Origin of the sequence: Nonomuraea rubra (assembly GCF_014207985.1) — a bacterium.
Classification (GTDB): Bacteria; Actinomycetota; Actinomycetes; order Streptosporangiales; family Streptosporangiaceae; genus Nonomuraea; species Nonomuraea rubra.
In genome coordinates this window covers 12,551,741-12,565,489 of record NZ_JACHMI010000001.1, presented here as the reverse complement: position 1 = coordinate 12,565,489, position 13,749 = coordinate 12,551,741, and the positions used below count along the sequence as shown (strand labels likewise).

Annotated in this window: 14 protein-coding genes, 1 tRNA gene and 1 other RNA gene; 2 read left to right on the top strand and 14 right to left on the bottom strand. The window is 70.3% G+C overall.

Annotated features, from left to right (window positions below):
* Window position 1: 1 nt before the first annotated feature.
* Window positions 2-352 carry a YbaB/EbfC family nucleoid-associated protein gene (locus HD593_RS58415; RefSeq protein ID WP_139629532.1) on the bottom strand — a complete coding sequence of 117 codons (351 nt, stop codon included), beginning with the start codon at window positions 350-352 and terminating at the stop codon, window positions 2-4.
* Window positions 353-777: 425 nt separating this feature from the next.
* Here HD593_RS58415 and HD593_RS58410 point away from each other — a divergent pair, with 425 nt between their 5' ends.
* Complete coding sequence (locus HD593_RS58410) at window positions 778-2,205, top strand: GAF domain-containing protein (protein ID WP_185111397.1); 1,428 nt, start codon at window positions 778-780, stop codon at window positions 2,203-2,205.
* A gap of 206 nt (window positions 2,206-2,411) precedes the next feature.
* Here HD593_RS58410 and HD593_RS58405 read toward each other — a convergent pair whose 3' ends face one another.
* Together HD593_RS58405 and ffs are read right to left on the bottom strand one after the other, a co-directional pair.
* Window positions 2,412-5,027 carry a DNA polymerase III subunit gamma and tau gene (locus HD593_RS58405; RefSeq protein ID WP_185111396.1) on the bottom strand — a complete coding sequence of 872 codons (2,616 nt, stop codon included), beginning with the start codon at window positions 5,025-5,027 and terminating at the stop codon, window positions 2,412-2,414.
* 31 nt (window positions 5,028-5,058) lie between these two features.
* Window positions 5,059-5,154: signal recognition particle sRNA small type (gene ffs, locus HD593_RS58400), an RNA gene on the bottom strand.
* 99 nt (window positions 5,155-5,253) lie between these two features.
* On the opposite strand from ffs, the gene HD593_RS58395 reads away from it, so the two are divergent.
* A tRNA-Ser gene (locus HD593_RS58395) sits at window positions 5,254-5,341 on the top strand.
* A gap of 64 nt (window positions 5,342-5,405) precedes the next feature.
* On the opposite strand, the gene HD593_RS58390 is transcribed toward HD593_RS58395, so the two are convergent.
* The 11 genes from HD593_RS58390 to HD593_RS58345 form a co-directional block, all read right to left on the bottom strand.
* Window positions 5,406-6,638 carry a tyrosine-type recombinase/integrase gene (locus HD593_RS58390; protein WP_185111395.1) on the bottom strand — a complete coding sequence of 411 codons (1,233 nt, stop codon included), beginning with the start codon at window positions 6,636-6,638 and terminating at the stop codon, window positions 5,406-5,408.
* Between the two features lies 1 nt (window position 6,639).
* Entirely contained in the window at window positions 6,640-6,879 is a 240-nt protein-coding gene (locus HD593_RS58385) for a helix-turn-helix domain-containing protein (RefSeq protein WP_185111394.1), read from the bottom strand.
* Window positions 6,876-8,024, bottom strand: a complete 1,149-nt coding sequence (locus tag HD593_RS58380; protein ID WP_185111393.1) for an AAA family ATPase — start codon at window positions 8,022-8,024, stop codon at window positions 6,876-6,878. Before HD593_RS58380 ends, HD593_RS58385 begins: the two co-directional genes overlap by 4 nt.
* The gene (locus HD593_RS58375) at window positions 8,021-8,905 is read right to left on the bottom strand and encodes a bifunctional DNA primase/polymerase (protein ID WP_185111392.1); all 885 of its coding nucleotides are present in this window, start codon (window positions 8,903-8,905) and stop codon (window positions 8,021-8,023) included. The genes HD593_RS58380 and HD593_RS58375 overlap by 4 nt, the downstream gene beginning before the upstream one ends.
* 23 nt (window positions 8,906-8,928) lie before the next feature.
* A complete protein-coding gene (locus tag HD593_RS58370; RefSeq protein WP_221525468.1) occupies window positions 8,929-9,180 on the bottom strand; it encodes a hypothetical protein in 252 nt (83 codons plus the stop codon).
* Window positions 9,181-9,322: 142 nt separating this feature from the next.
* Window positions 9,323-11,563: a cell division protein FtsK gene (locus HD593_RS58365; RefSeq protein WP_221525467.1), complete on the bottom strand. Its 2,241-nt coding sequence runs from the start codon at window positions 11,561-11,563 to the stop codon at window positions 9,323-9,325.
* Window positions 11,560-11,778, bottom strand: coding sequence for a hypothetical protein (locus tag HD593_RS58360; protein WP_185111391.1), 219 nt, complete (start codon window positions 11,776-11,778; stop codon window positions 11,560-11,562). Before HD593_RS58360 ends, HD593_RS58365 begins: the two co-directional genes overlap by 4 nt.
* 12 nt (window positions 11,779-11,790) lie before the next feature.
* Window positions 11,791-12,726, bottom strand: coding sequence for a hypothetical protein (locus tag HD593_RS58355; protein ID WP_185111390.1), 936 nt, complete (start codon window positions 12,724-12,726; stop codon window positions 11,791-11,793).
* Window positions 12,723-13,124 (bottom strand): RRQRL motif-containing zinc-binding protein, encoded by a 402-nt coding sequence (locus HD593_RS58350; protein ID WP_185111389.1) that lies wholly within the window; start codon window positions 13,122-13,124, stop codon window positions 12,723-12,725. Before HD593_RS58350 ends, HD593_RS58355 begins: the two co-directional genes overlap by 4 nt.
* Window positions 13,124-13,294 carry a hypothetical protein gene (locus HD593_RS60860; protein WP_221525465.1) on the bottom strand — a complete coding sequence of 57 codons (171 nt, stop codon included), beginning with the start codon at window positions 13,292-13,294 and terminating at the stop codon, window positions 13,124-13,126. The genes HD593_RS58350 and HD593_RS60860 overlap by 1 nt, the downstream gene beginning before the upstream one ends.
* Window positions 13,294-13,602, bottom strand: a complete 309-nt coding sequence (locus HD593_RS58345) for a WhiB family transcriptional regulator (RefSeq protein ID WP_185111388.1) — start codon at window positions 13,600-13,602, stop codon at window positions 13,294-13,296. Before HD593_RS58345 ends, HD593_RS60860 begins: the two co-directional genes overlap by 1 nt.
* Window positions 13,603-13,749 lie beyond the last annotated feature (147 nt).

The following is a 13,749-nucleotide window of genomic DNA, read 5'->3' as shown; positions in this document are numbered from 1 at the left end:
CCTAGAACCCTGGCAACTGTCCGAGGCCGCCGCCACCCAGCCCCTGGGCGAGCGGGCCGAGCTTCTCCTGCTGCAGATCGGCCGCCGCGCGCACGGCGTCGCGGACTGCCGCGATCACCAGGTCGGCGATCGTGTCCGCGGTGTCCTGCGCGTCGCCCGCGTCGATCACGCTCGGGTCGATCTTGAGCTCGAGCAGCTCGCCCGACCCGTTGACGACGGCCGTGACCAGGCCGCCGCCCGATGAGCCCTCGATCTGCGCGTCGTTGAGCTCCTGCTGGGCGCTCACAAGCTGCTGCTGCATGAGCTGTGCCTGCTCCAGCAGCTGCTGCAGGTTGACATCCCCTGGGTTCACCGTCGTGCGCTCCTCGTGGCTCCGCGTTCTTGACTGCCACGAGCCTACGGTGTTTGAGCGGAGTCATGTACTGGGAGGTTCCCCCGTTTCGCACCCGACCTCCGTACGGGCCACCCGTCGCGCGCCGAATGTGCCGCGTGCGGCGCCCGTTCCCCGTTTCGAACTGCCGCCCCGACCTGGCCCTCGTTCCCCCGATGCGGCCGTGTCGGCGTGTTTTGGCCGGGTCTCGGCCCCCCTCCAGCGTCCGAGACCCGGCCATCACGCCGGCGGAGCGGCCGCACCACGCCGACGCGTTGGAGAGGAACGTACGCAGCGGAACGTTGCACACACGTTGCGTTCATTCAATCACCCTCTGCAATCCCCCTGAACGGGTTGCGCTGAGCGGGCGGAGGACGGATGCTCTAATTGACTACTTGGAGTGACCGATGAGTTACGCCCATCTCGACACGTACTCCCGCCTTCTACGCGGAGCACACGAAGCCGTGGCGACAGGTGGGGCCTGGCCGGAGTCGCCCCGCAACCTGATCAAAGCGTCCTGGCGCCGTTCGCTGGATGCCGGGATCGACCTGGAAGGCAAGAGTGCCCCACTTGTCTACGACCTGGCCTCCATAGGGGACATCCGCAAGACCCACCCTCTACAGCCACTTTTGCCCCTGCTCGCCCAGACCCTGTCGGGATTGGCCGATGAGACCGGACACATCATGATCGTCACGGACAGTGACGGCGGGGTGTTGTGGCGCGAAGGTAACCACTCCATCATGCGCCACGCAGACCGGATCGGCCTGGCCGACGGCCACCAGTGGGGCGAGCACGACGTCGGCACCAACGGCATCGGCACCGCCCTGGCCACCGGCCGGCCCGTGCACGTGTACTCGGAGGAACACCTGATGCGGGTGCTGCACGTCTGGTCGTGCAGCGCCGCTCCGATCACCGACCCCGACTCGGGGCGCGTCATCGGCTGCGTCGACGTCAGCGGCACCGCCCGCAGCCTGCACCCCGCCACCGTCGCCCTGGTGGCCGCCACCGCCAAGCTCGCCGAGACCCAGCTCGCCGTGCGCATGCACGAGCGCGACGAACGGCTGCGCCGCCGGTTCGAGTCCCTGCGCGGCCGGCCCGGCATCCTGCTGTCGTCCACCGGCCGCGTCATCACCGGCGACCCGGGCGGCGACCTCGGCGAGCGCGTCCACCTCGGCAAGCAGGCCGGCAGCCGCCTCATCCTCAGGGACGGCACCGCCGCCCTCCTCGAACCCTTCTCCGACGGCTTCCTCCTGCGCCCCGGCCCGGCGGCCGCCCCGCCGGGCCTGACCCTGTCGCTCCTCGGCGAGGGCACCCCGACCGCCTCCTACGGCGACGACGCCCGGCCCCTGTCCCTGCGCCACGCCGAGCTCCTCGCCCTCCTGGCCCTCCACCCGCACGGGCTGACGGCCGAGCAGCTCTCCTTCCACCTCTACGGCGACGACGGGAACCCGGTCACCATCAGGGCCGAGATCCACCGGCTGCGGGGGCAGCTCGGGGGTGCCATCGCCGCCAAGCCGTACCGGCTGGTCTGTCCCGTGGAGGCGGACTTCATGAAGGTGCGCCGGCTGCTGTCGTCCGGCGATCCCGCGGGGGTGGCGCGCGCGTACCCCGGGCCGCTGCTGCCCCGCTCGGAGTCGCCCGAGCTCCGGCGGGAGCGGGACGAGCTGGAGGCCCAGGTGCGGGCCTTCCTGCTGCGGCGCGGGGGGCCTGAGGAGTTGTGGGCTTATGCGCAGACGTGCAACGGCCGCGACGACTACGAGGTCCTGGAGCGCCTGGCCGCCCTCCCGCCCACCGACCTCCGCTCCGCCGCCGCCCGCTCCCGCCTCCACTCCTGACCGGGGGTAGCACTCGATAGCGCTCGCACGGCCTGCGCCCTTCCGGCCCGAACGCTCACACTGCCTGTGCCTTCACCTACCGTGAGCCGCCACCGTGGGCGTGGGCGGGCAACTCGGGCATGACAGGCTATACACCTACGGCCCTGGCATGAGGCACCCTCGGCGAGCCACAACCCTGAACCCGGGCTGCGCGGATGGGCTGCCGGTCAGGTGTGGTCGATCTCGCCGATGACCTTGGCGCCGAGCTCCCGCTCCAGCAGCGCCATCCCGGACACGGCGTCCACGTCGGCGTCGGCGTCGTTGAGCGGATCCACGTCGTCGGACTCGATCCCCTGCCCCTTGTCGCGACCGGGAATCGCGTCGGGCCAGGCCGCGGCCCCGCCACGGGCGGCCGGGACGCGCGGACCAGCCTGAGCCGCCGCCTTGGCCGCCGATCGAGCAGCGGCCAGCCCAGCGCCCGTCTGCCCAGCGCCCGTCTGCCCAGCGCCCGTCTGCCCGGCGCCCGTCTTCCCTGCGCCCACGTGAACGGCACCCGCGGGCGCGCCGGCCGTGTGCTGGGCGGCGCTGACCGTCTGCGTGGGGTCGGGGCTGGGCGGGGCGCCGGGGCCGAAGTCGTCGGGAGCGTCGGGCCAGGACTCGTCCGTGGTCTGGCGTCCCGGCGCACCGGCCGGGGGCTGGTCGGAGTCCTGACCTTCCCGGTCCTCGTGAGAAGCCCCATGTGAGGCCGTACGTCCCTGAGAGCCGCCCCCGGCCTGACCCCCCTGAGGCGCCGGCACCCCCTGAGCCACCACCTGCGGCCCTGACACGCCCTGAGGCCCCTGCACGCCCTGACCACCGGCCGGCCCCGGAGATCCACCCGCAGCCCCGTGCGAGCCTGCGGCCCCGTGGGATCCGGCAGCGCCGTGAGATCCGGCGGCGCCGTGGGACGGGCTGGACGGGCCGCGAGCCGGGCCGCGAGGAGCCGGGGAGCCGCCGACGACCGCCTCGACGCGCCACGTGCCACCGAGCACCTCGCCCAGCACACCGGCCACCACGACGTCCTTGCCGCCACCGGTGAAGTTCTTCATCGCGCCGACCTGGCTGAACCCGAGCGTGACCAGGTTGCCCTCGACGCCCACCACCTGGGCGTTCGTGCTCACGTTCGCCCAGACGACGATGCTGCGCTGCTTGAGCGCGGCCAGCACGGCGGCCCACTGCGACTGGACGACCCCCGCGCCCCCCGCCGCCGGAGCCCCGCCCCCTGAGGGAGCGGCAGCCTGGTACGACCCTCCGGAAGGCGCGGCGGCAGCCGGCGAAGGGTCGGGCGCGGCCGCGGCGCCGGGACGTACAGCCTCGGGCCAGTCCCCTCCGCCGCCACTCCCACCCGCAGCGACCTGCGCCGGAGCCTGCGCCGTGGACTGTGCGGCGCCAGGAGCGGCGTGCCCCACGGACTGCCCCACGGACTGCGCGGCGGGCTGCACGGCGGGCGGAGCAGCGGAGGCTCCCGCCGCGTCACCAGCCGCCGCCACCTGCGCGGGACCGGCCGCGGGAGCCGGCGCCGCAACGCCGTGCCCACCAGAGGCGACCTGCGCCCCGACCGCACTCACAGTCCCGAGCCCCGCGGCCGCCCCACCGGAAGAGGCCACGGGCACACCGGCGGAGGCGCGGGCGGCCATCTGGGCGACGGCGCCGCCCCGTTCGAGGCGTTCGAGACGGGCCAGCAGCGCCGCCTCGCCCTGCGCCGCACCGGGCAGCAGGACGCGGGCGCACATCAGCTCCAGCAGCAGCCGCGGCGAGGTGGCACCACGCATCTCGGTGAGCCCCGCGTTGAACACCTCGGCGGCACGCGTCAGCTCGGCGGGCCCCATCGAGGCGGCCTGCTGGACGAGCCGCTCCAGTTCGTCGGCGGGCCGGTCGAGCAGGCCGCTGGAGGCCGCCTCGGGCACGTTCGCCAGGATGACCAGGTCGCGGAAACGTTCGAGCAGGTCGGAGGCGAACCGGCGCGGGTCGTGACCGCCCTCGATCACCCGGTTGACCGTGTGGAAGACCTGGCCGCCGTCCCTGGCCGCGAACGCGGCGACGACCTCGTCGAGCAGGTCGCCGTCGGTGTAGCCGAGCAGCGAGACGGCCTTGGCGTAGGTGATGCCGTCCTCCTCGGCCCCGGCGAGGAGCTGGTCGAGGATGGACAGCGAGTCACGCGCGGACCCGGCCCCCGCGCGTACGACGAGGGGCAGCGCGGCCGGCTCGAAGGGGACGCTCTCGGAGGTGAGGATCTCCTCCAGCAGCCCCTTGAGCGTCGCGGGCGGCATCAGCCGGAACGGGTAGTGGTGCGTACGCGACTTGATGGTGCCGATGACCTTTTCCGGCTCCGTCGTCGCGAAGATGAACTTCAGGTGCGGCGGGGGCTCCTCGACGAGCTTGAGCAGCGCGTTGAACCCCTCGCGGGTCACCATGTGCGCCTCGTCGATGATGTAGATCTTGTAACGCGCGGAGACGGGGGCGAAGAAAGCCCGCTCACGCAGGTCACGCGCGTCGTCCACACCACCGTGGGAGGCGGCGTCGATCTCGATGACGTCGAGGTGCCCGGGGCCGGTCGGGGCCAGCGCGACACACGACTCGCACTCGCCGCACGGGTCGGGCGTGGGGCCCTGCTCGCAGTTGAGAGAGCGCGCCAGGATGCGGGCGCTGGAGGTCTTGCCGCATCCGCGGGGGCCGCTGAACAGGTAGGCGTGGTTGATCCGGCCCGTACGCAGCGCTTGTCTCAGCGGATCTGTGACGTGTTCCTGACCCTTGACCTCGGCGAAGGTCCCGGGTCGGTACTTGCGGTAAAGCGCAAGGCTCATACGACCATCCCGCCTGCGAGGGGGCTCTCAACGAAGAGACCCCCCGCACACCCGCCAGAGCCCGCTTATCCTTGCTGCCTTCCGGCCCTGGGGAGGTTCACAGGATGACGCCGCGCGAGGGGTCCCTGGACAGTCTAGCCGCACGCCGCAGTGCTCGCTCCACCCTGTCGGAACCCCGCGGAAAACATGGTCTGCACACCCTGAGAAGTCCGGTAAGCTCGTCGGCGGAGGATTCGCCTAGTGGCCGAGGGCGCACGCTTGGAAAGCGTGTATAGGGCAACCTATCAGGGGTTCAAATCCCCTATCCTCCGCCAGCTCAGAGGGGTCATGCCGTGATCAGCGGCATGACCCCTTTCGCTTTGGGTCTCAGTTTGGGTCTCAGTTGGCCTCTTCGGAGCTCCTTTCCGGCTCCCAGATGAGACCCCCGACTTGCCTGGCCACGGTCTGCCGGATGCCGTCCGTCACGTGCTGATACCGCGCCGCCATGCCCGAGCCGGACCACCCCATGATGGCCATGACCGTACGTTCGGGCACTCCGAGGATGAGCAACACCGTCGCGGCGGTATGGCGCGCGTCGTGCAGCCGACCGTCCCGTAGACCAGCGGCTTTCAGTAGTGCCTTCCACTCGTGATAGTCGCTGTACGGACTCACGGGCTGGCCTGTCGCCGTGGTGAAGACCCAGCCGCCCTCCTGCCAGAGCTGACGAGCCGCCTGGCGGTCCTTGTCCTGCTCCGCCTTGTGCTTCCTGAGCAGGGTCACCAACTCGTCCGGCAGACCGATCACCCGCCGCCCGGCCTTCGACTTGGTGTCCGACGTCGCCTCGTTGACCTGCTTGCGTTGCGGGCAGAAGCCAGGCTTCCTGCCACACGGGCGGTCGGCACACCCGTGGGCATACTTGGGACGCTGACGGCTGCGCCGTACTCGCAGAACGCCCTTGTCGAGATCCACGTGCGTCCAACGCAAGCCAAGGGCTTCGCCTTGGCGCAGTCCGAGTGCGAGCGCGATCCCCCACCGCGCGCTGTTCCGTGGCAGTTCGTCAGCAGCCTTGAGCAGGAGGCGGATCTCCTCGATGTCGTAGGGCTCGATCTCGGCGTCCGTGAGCACTGGGGCCTTGGCCAGGGTCACCGGGTTCTTCGTGATGTGGCCGCGCCGTACGGCCTCGTTGAGCGCGGCCCGAACGGTCCGGTGAACGTGGTGAGCCGTTCCAGCGGATCGTCCGGAACGCTGGATCTTGGCGTAGAGCTTCTCCAGGTGCTCGGGCTCCAGCTTGTCGAGGCGGTGAGCACCGATGCCGGGGATCAGGTGGGTCACCACGTCCACCTTGTAGCCGGAGTGGGTGCTCTCTCGGATGGCAGGTGGGACGGCGATGTTCTCGATCCAGTGGGTCAGCCACTTCGCGACCGTCCAGCGCTGGCCGGCCTTTCGGACCTGCCCGCCGTCTCGCTGGCGTTCCAGCTCACGGACGGCTTTGATGACCTCGGCTTCCGTCTTGCGCTTCACGTGGCGGCGGTCGGGCGTGCCATCGTCCTTGACGCCTACTGTCACCCTGCCGTGCCACTTGCCGTCGCCGCCGAAGTAGATGGTCGATGCGCCGTTGGGCCTGCGTCCCATGTCAACGACTCCCTTCGAGAAGGTTGTTCACGTAGGCGGCCAGGCACTCGATGGGGACGCGGCGGAGTCTGCCGATGCAGACGGACGCCACTTCGCCGGTCTTGACGAGCTGGTACATCTGCGTCCGCCCGATCCTGAGCCGTTGCGCGGCCTCTTCGACGGTGAGCAGCAAGGGCAGGTCCTCCTGGGTAGCGATGTCGATCGTGTCGAGCCGGACGCTGTCCGGAGCCGTGACGGTCATTGGCGCGCGTCCTCCTCGTGCGCAGGGACAGCAGGGACAGCGGGCAGGGATGTCTGTCCTTCATGGCTCGCCGCGTTCGTACTGGTCAGAGCAGGTTCAGGGACACCAGGGACGGCCGGGACACCTTCGTGGGCTGATATCCCTGGCACCCGGTAGCGGCTGTTGGCGTCCACGCAGAGCTGTCCGTCGCTGGCCATGCGCGGGCAGGTCTTGCGGACGTTCTCGTAGGACAGGCTGGTGCCGTCGGCGATGGCCTTGGGTGTGCTGTTCGGGTTGGCGCGGACGTAGCGGACGATGGTCGCGCGGGTTTCTCCCAGCGTGTGATCCTCGGGCGGGCCGTCCAGCAGGTGCCACACTCCGGCGGCGGGCTGAAAGGCCATGGCGTACTCGGCCTCTTCGACGTCGCGGCCCGTGACGTGCAGGACGCCATCGGCAGTGCCACGCTGGCGCTTGAGCACCAACGTGGCGTCGGCGGCACCGGCCAGGCCGTTGGTGCCGGAGACCTGCTCCAGGAAGTCGTCAGAGCCCATCTTGCGGACGTGGTGGACCAGGACGACGGCGACGCCGTAGGTGTCCGCCAGGTTCTTGGCCCTGCCCATGGCCGTGTAGTCGGCGTCATAGGCGGACAGGCCGGGCGGCGTGGTGCCCCGGATCTTGGCGAACACGTCGATGACGACCATGCGGGCGCCGGGGTTGCGTTCCAGCCATCGGGCGATGGCCTGATCTCCGCCCCTGGGAAGGGTCTCGCACGCCGTGGAGAGGGTCAGCCCTCGTGGGGCTGGCTTGTCTCCCAGGATCTTGCTCATGCGTGATTGCAGGCGGCGCGGTGTGTCCTCCAGCGCCAGGTACAGCACCGGGCCGGGCTCTACCTCGATGGCCTCCAGGGCCTTCCCTCCCCCGGCGACAGCCACCGCCGTGGCGAGTGACAGCCAGGACTTGCCGACCTTGGGCGGACCGGCCAGCAGGTTGAGCCCTTCGGCGATCACGCCGGGCACAGCCCACTTGGTCGGCGGAAAGGTCACGGACATCAGCTCGTCAGCGGTCCAGGACGTGCGGAACGGCGTCGGCGCGGGTCCGTGGTCGCCAGGCACGTGGACCGCATCACCCGCGACCAGGCGTAGATGGGATGGGCGCTCGTTCGTCATGCGGCCACCGTTCGCGGGCGGCGCGCGCCTGCCCGTAGTCCGCTGGCGATGGTCCGTGCGGCCTCTCCGAAGGGCTGGCCAACTTGCTGGGCCGCGTTGACCAGCCAGCTTGTGACGTCGGCTTCGGACAGCTCCCCACCGGCAACCAGCTGCCCGAGGGCGACGGACGCGCGATAGAGCGCGATGTTGTGGCCGTGCGGCGGCGAGCTGGTCACTCGTTCCAGCTCGCCTCTGATCGCTGCTCGCAGGTAAGACCCGTGCCGGTCGGCGGCCAGGGCGATCGAGACAGGTGCCTGTGCGGGCAGCGGCTTGGGCCGCAGCAGCTCCGCCAGCCAGGACGGCAGCGGCGCGACGGGCGGAGCGTGCAGCACCTCGTATGAGCCGTCACCGTCGCTGGCTCGGACGCGGCTGCCGGGGCCGACGACGTAGCCGCCCACGGCGCGTGTGTCGATGAGCCAGCCCAGCGCGCCTTGGGTATTCGTCAGGGTCATGCCGACGGGGGCGCTGTAGTACAGATGCAGGCCACCGCGCCGGGTGCGTACCTGGAAGGTCTCCAGGGGCAGTTCCTGGCCGTGGTCGGCGCACAGGGCCGCGAACAGGTCGGCACCGTCACGGATCCCGGAACGCTCCAATTCCGGCGGTGGAGTGTGGCCGGGCTTCGGTCGGTCGAGGTCGATGACCACGAGTCCGGACGGGCCGCAGGCCACGCCCACGTTGTACGGCTTGCGCCAGGTGGCGCGAATGAGGTCTGGCTGGGTGGTGGCGCGCTCCTCCCAGCGGGTGAATCCGCGGGGCGGTTCCTTGCCGCCCGGAGCGAGCGGGAAGACGTACCAGCCACGAGCGGCGGCGGCCAGGGCGTAGCGGATCGGGTCAACGGTCATGACGGTCTCCTGGTCGTGGCCGGTCATCGGGTGCCGTCGCTGTGGAGGCGGCGGACGAAGTTGAAGAGGTGGCGTCCCCAGCGGAGCCGCAGGCCGGTGCCCTTGCAGCGGCGGCACTCACGGGTGCCGCGACCGATGCGGTTGGGCAGGTGGCGCTTGCCCTGGCACTTTCGGCAGGTGCCGAACGGGCGGATCCAGCAGGCGATGCCGTAACGGAAAGCGACGATCAGAGCGATCGTGATGGTCGTGATAGTGAGCAGGGTGACGGGGTCCAAGACAGCCTCCGGGGCCTGTTTTTGGGTGTCGTCAGCTCAGGGCGCTAGCGCTCTAACGCCCTGGCCAGGCAGTGTTTTTGGCTGCTAGCGGGGGTGCTAGCGATAGCAGGGTCAGCCGCTAGCGCTAGCACCCTCCGGACGGTCAGCCAGAGCCGTTTCGACGGTTACGCTCCGCGATGGCGTCGGCCAGGTCGTCGAAGCGGATGCCACGTCGGGTGACGGGCTTGCCGTCGATGCGGCGGCCGATGCTGACGATCGTCACACCGTGCGGCTTGAGCGCGGTCGTGAGCTGCTCGGATGCCCATCCGGTGTAGACCTCGGGCCGCAGTTCGCTCAGGTAGCCGCACAGAGTCTCGTTCCAGGCGCCACTCTCCCCCGCAGGCCAGACCTTCGCCAGGTCGGCCAGCAGGTCGTACGTGGGCGCGTCCTCGCGGGTCTGGGTGCCTTCCTCGGGCAAGGTGCCGGCCAACCCACGGAGCTGCATGGCGCGGGCCACGACCTGCTTGGCCTTGTCGGTGTCCACCTCGAACGAGCGGCGGGCGGCGGGCTTGCCCAGGCCCGACAGGATGCCCCACCCGGCTTCGACCACTGGCTCGAAGATGGTCGCGCGGTAGCCGTTCTTGTACATCGAGGTGCCGAGGATCATGTCGTTGGCGACCTGGTCAGCCACCGACATGCAGTAGCGGGTGTTGACGTTGCGGGTGATGCCGGTCGGCAGGCTGTCCTTGTCCGGGATCTGGGTGCCGATCAGCAGGATCACGCCCAGGGCGCGGCCCAGCTTGATGACCTTCTCCAGGATCTCCCCGGCTTCCTTGCCGAACTTGCCGTGCAGGAACAACTCCTGGATCTCGTCGATGGCGACGATCAGCGGGTGCAGGCCAGAGTCCTTGAGGCTGGCCAGCTCAGGAGTGACCTTGTTCTCCGGGGCCTTACCGAGCTGGGCGTAGTGCGCGATGCGCTTGGAGCGGCGCTCGCACTCCTTGTACAGCCAGCGGATCATCCCAGCGCAGCGGGCGATCGTCTCGTCGTCGAAACCGTTGCCGTACTCGGTGCACAACGGCTCCAGGACCTTGAAGTCCCCCACGCCCTTCAGCTCGTAGATGCGCAGCTCAGCACGCGGGTCGAGGCAGGCGGCCAGGACCGCCAGGCGCAGGGCGAAGGTCTTGCCTGAGCCAGGCTGGCCGCCGACCAGCCAGTTGCGGAACATCAGCGAAGCGTTCACCGTGTCCATGCGGGGCGTGGTGGCGAACGGGAACGGCTTGAAGACGTCCACCTTGCCGTCCTTGAGCAGCGGCCAGGCGGGCTGCTTCATCTGCGAGGCGGGTTCGTAGCCGACCCACAACGCCAGCCGTCCGGGGTGGCCGTCACCGGGCTCGGGCCAGACCTGATCCAGCGGCAGACGCATGCCGGAGGCCAACCGGCCGCGCCGGGCCACGACGTCGGCGGCTTCCACGCCGAACGGCAGGTCCACGACCGCGAGGTGGCCGGGTCCGTCGCGGTGGATCTCGGTCGGGAAGCTGATGGCGTTCGGGTCCTTGCTCACGGCCTGGTTGATGCCGGAGATGCCACAAGACAGTAGCGCGCGGCGGACCAGCTCGGCGGTGAGCTTGCGGTAGCGCGGACCGGTCGAGACACGGTCGGTGATCGGCTTGTCCGTGGGCCTGCCCGCGCGAGCCAGTACAGGCACCGCTACGGCCACGGCCAGCAGACGCGCCCACGTCGGGATGTCAGCCAGCAGGAAGACCAGCAGACCGATCAGCACCGTCACGGCGAGAGCGATCAGGATCCACCAGCGCCACCGCGACTGCCGCTGACGCTGCTTGTCCAGCTTGAGCCAGGTCTCCGGGTCGTTGCGGTCGGCGGCGTACTGGCGCAGTGCCCAGTTGCCCTCTTCGGCCGTGGCCCAGTGCAACAGGCGGCCGAGAGTGCCGAACAGGCCGGGGACGGCGTACCTGAGCGCCTTCGCCGCGTACTTCGGTGTACGGACGGTGTGGTAGCTGATGACGTACCCGGCGTCCTTGGCCTGCCAGACGAGCATCGTGCGGATGCCGCGCCAGGTGTGCAGCGTGGCGGGGATGATGGGTTCCCGGCGATGGATCGTCCGCGTGGTGTACGGCGCGGCGTCGTCTTCGGGCGGGTCCACTGGGCCGCCCAACGTCTCTGCCTCGATGGCGACCGTCTCGTGGTCGAAGGACTCGTCTTCCTCGGTGTGCTCGTCCGGCGGGCGCACTCGGCGGCGGCTGTCCAGCGGCACCACCTGACCGCCGATCTCGGCGGTCTCGACCGTCGCGGTCGCGGACCGGTCGGCGAACTGGAAGCCGTTCAGACCGGTCAGCGGTCCGTCGCCGGACTGGTTTTCCGGTTCGTGCGGGTTCTGGGTCATGATGAGACCACCTCGTGTGCGTACCTGCGGGCGGGGTTGCGGGGCGCGACCGGAGTCTTGGCGGATGAGGTCGCGCCCTGTGTGCTGGTCGGACGGGTCTGGAAGGCTGTGTGGATCTCAGCCCGAACGCGCGGGCCGGTCACCACCATGCGGATGAAGATGGCCACCGGGATGGCCGTACAGATGGCCGTGGCTATGACGGCGACGGTCAGCATGGATTCCTCCTCTCAGGCAGGGTTGCTGCGCAGGGCATCTCGGACGGCACGGGCGGCGTCCATGCCGCACCCCAGGGCGCGGCGGAACTTGTCCGCTCCGGCGTCGACGGAGAGCTGACCGGCCCCGATGAGGTCGCGGGCGCGATCGGTCAGTTTGTCGACAGTCGCCGCATTTGCCCTGTACGAAGGGGTGGTAGGGGTACCGGTAGGCCCGTGATCGAGGCCAGCGAACGCGGCCAGGATGATCGGCAGGGCGGTGACGATGGCGACCGCCACGATCGGTCCCAGGACATGCAGGACCAGCCGGGACAGTGAGAAGTCGGCGGCCACGAACGGCAGGTACGGCCAGGCGTTCATGGCGAGCGTGAGGGCCAGGAACAGCCACTCGATCCGTACGAGCTTGGGGTCGTCGAGCGGTTGGCCTCGCGTGCCGAGGTAGGCGCGGGCGCCGACCACGACCAGCAAGGCCAGGGACAGGAACGGCTCGACCAGCCAGGCGAAGATCCAGGCTGGAGACCAGGCAGGCGCACCGTCGGCGGCGAAGTGCTGCACACCGGCGGTGGACCAGGCCAGCGCCAGCGTGAGCGAGACGAGCGCGGCGGTGACCAGCAGCTGCCGCATCCGTGCGCACTGCCAGGCCCGCATCTCGGGGTCCTGTGCCAGCGCATGCAGCCGGGCGGCTTCCTGGGCGGCCTTGCGGCGCTTGCGCACCTTGGCCGTGTCCAGCAGCAGCGGGGCGTCGTCGTCCTGGAGGTCGGCCAGCAGGTGCGCTTCGGCCACCTCAGCACGCAGCTTGCGCACGCGCTTGGTCTCACCGCTTGCCACCGGCCGGGACGGTACGGCGACGGTGGAGTTCTGGTTGGCGAGTTGTTCGAGGTCGGCCAGGGCGCTGGCCATCTCCTCCGGGGTCGGCTCGGGAGGCGGGTCAGGGTGGGCGATGTGGCTCATGCGGCTTCCTCCGTCCGCGCGCTGGCGGGCTGGTAGTAGCAGGTGGTGCAGGTGTCGGCGTAGCGAGAGATGACGAACCCGGCGTCGAGCCCGCAGCTCGGGCAGCGACGGCGGGCGGCGTTGGCCTTGGCCAGTGCCGCCCACTTGGCCGGGGTCATGGGGCGCTTGGGCAGCGCGAACCGGATGTCGTAGAGGTAGGCGGCACGCACGCCGCGTGCGCCGTGCCGGCGGGAGCGCCAGAGGATCTGCGCTTGGACTCCCTGACCGCCGGGTCGCAGCCCTTCGGCGGCGAGCTGGCGCAGGGTCAGCAGATGCGGCGGGGCCATCCGCCATGGGTAGGTGGGAAGGCTGTAGCGGCTACCGGACGGATCCCAAAAGGCCGCGCGGACTCGGGACATCAGCGCTCCTCGGATCGGAAGTTGACTCGGCAGGCCCGGCATCCCGGCGCACGGCCCGCGCCGTGGGCGGGGCAGAGCTGGGCGCGGCGGCCGGTGACCGTGCCGCAGCGGCGGCAGCCGATGATGCTGTCGGAGCGCTGGCCGCAGTCGAGGCAGCGGAAGCGAGTCATCACGCCACCGCCAGGTCGTCGGTGAGGTCGTGGTCGTCGAGGCTGAGACCCGCCCAGACACCCTCGCCCGGGTCGAGCGCGAGTGCGTACATCAGGCACGCCCCGAGAGCGGGGCAGCGATGGCAGATGGCTTTGGCTCGCTGTTCGCGCTCCTGCCGCCGGTCGGAGGTCTCTCCGTCGGTGCTGGTGAACAGGTGAGCGGTGTCAGGGCCGCAGGCGGGACCGGCGGCCAGGACGGCGTCGAGCAGGTCGGTCAGGGTGGGCGCGTTCGCGCCCGCGTCCCCGGACCACTGCACGTCGTGGAGCATGATGAGAACACCTCTCTTGAGGAGGGCCGGGGCGGCTCGTGTCTTTGGCGGATGGGGCCGTCCCGGCGTCGAACGTGATCGGTGGTGCCGCCTTTTCGGTGGGAGGCGGTAGCCCGGATTCAGTTCTCAAAGCGCGAGTGCTCAGCC

Excerpts from the sequence above, each read along its gene's own strand:
- HD593_RS58410 (WP_185111397.1), top strand. The coding sequence starts at position 778 with ATGAGTTACGCCCATCTCGACACGTACTCCCGCCTTCTACGCGGAGCA.
- HD593_RS58405 (WP_185111396.1), bottom strand. The coding sequence starts at position 5,027 with ATGAGCCTTGCGCTTTACCGCAAGTACCGACCCGGGACCTTCGCCGAG.
- HD593_RS58390 (WP_185111395.1), bottom strand. The coding sequence starts at position 6,638 with ATGGGACGCAGGCCCAACGGCGCATCGACCATCTACTTCGGCGGCGAC.
- HD593_RS58385 (WP_185111394.1), bottom strand. The coding sequence starts at position 6,879 with ATGACCGTCACGGCTCCGGACAGCGTCCGGCTCGACACGATCGACATC.
- HD593_RS58380 (WP_185111393.1), bottom strand. The coding sequence starts at position 8,024 with ATGACGAACGAGCGCCCATCCCATCTACGCCTGGTCGCGGGTGATGCG.
- HD593_RS58375 (WP_185111392.1), bottom strand. The coding sequence starts at position 8,905 with ATGACCGTTGACCCGATCCGCTACGCCCTGGCCGCCGCCGCTCGTGGC.
- HD593_RS58365 (WP_221525467.1), bottom strand. The coding sequence starts at position 11,563 with ATGACCCAGAACCCGCACGAACCGGAAAACCAGTCCGGCGACGGACCG.
- HD593_RS58360 (WP_185111391.1), bottom strand. The coding sequence starts at position 11,778 with ATGCTGACCGTCGCCGTCATAGCCACGGCCATCTGTACGGCCATCCCG.
- HD593_RS58355 (WP_185111390.1), bottom strand. The coding sequence starts at position 12,726 with ATGAGCCACATCGCCCACCCTGACCCGCCTCCCGAGCCGACCCCGGAG.
- HD593_RS58350 (WP_185111389.1), bottom strand. The coding sequence starts at position 13,124 with ATGTCCCGAGTCCGCGCGGCCTTTTGGGATCCGTCCGGTAGCCGCTAC.
- HD593_RS60860 (WP_221525465.1), bottom strand. The coding sequence starts at position 13,294 with ATGACTCGCTTCCGCTGCCTCGACTGCGGCCAGCGCTCCGACAGCATC.
- HD593_RS58345 (WP_185111388.1), bottom strand. The coding sequence starts at position 13,602 with ATGCTCCACGACGTGCAGTGGTCCGGGGACGCGGGCGCGAACGCGCCC.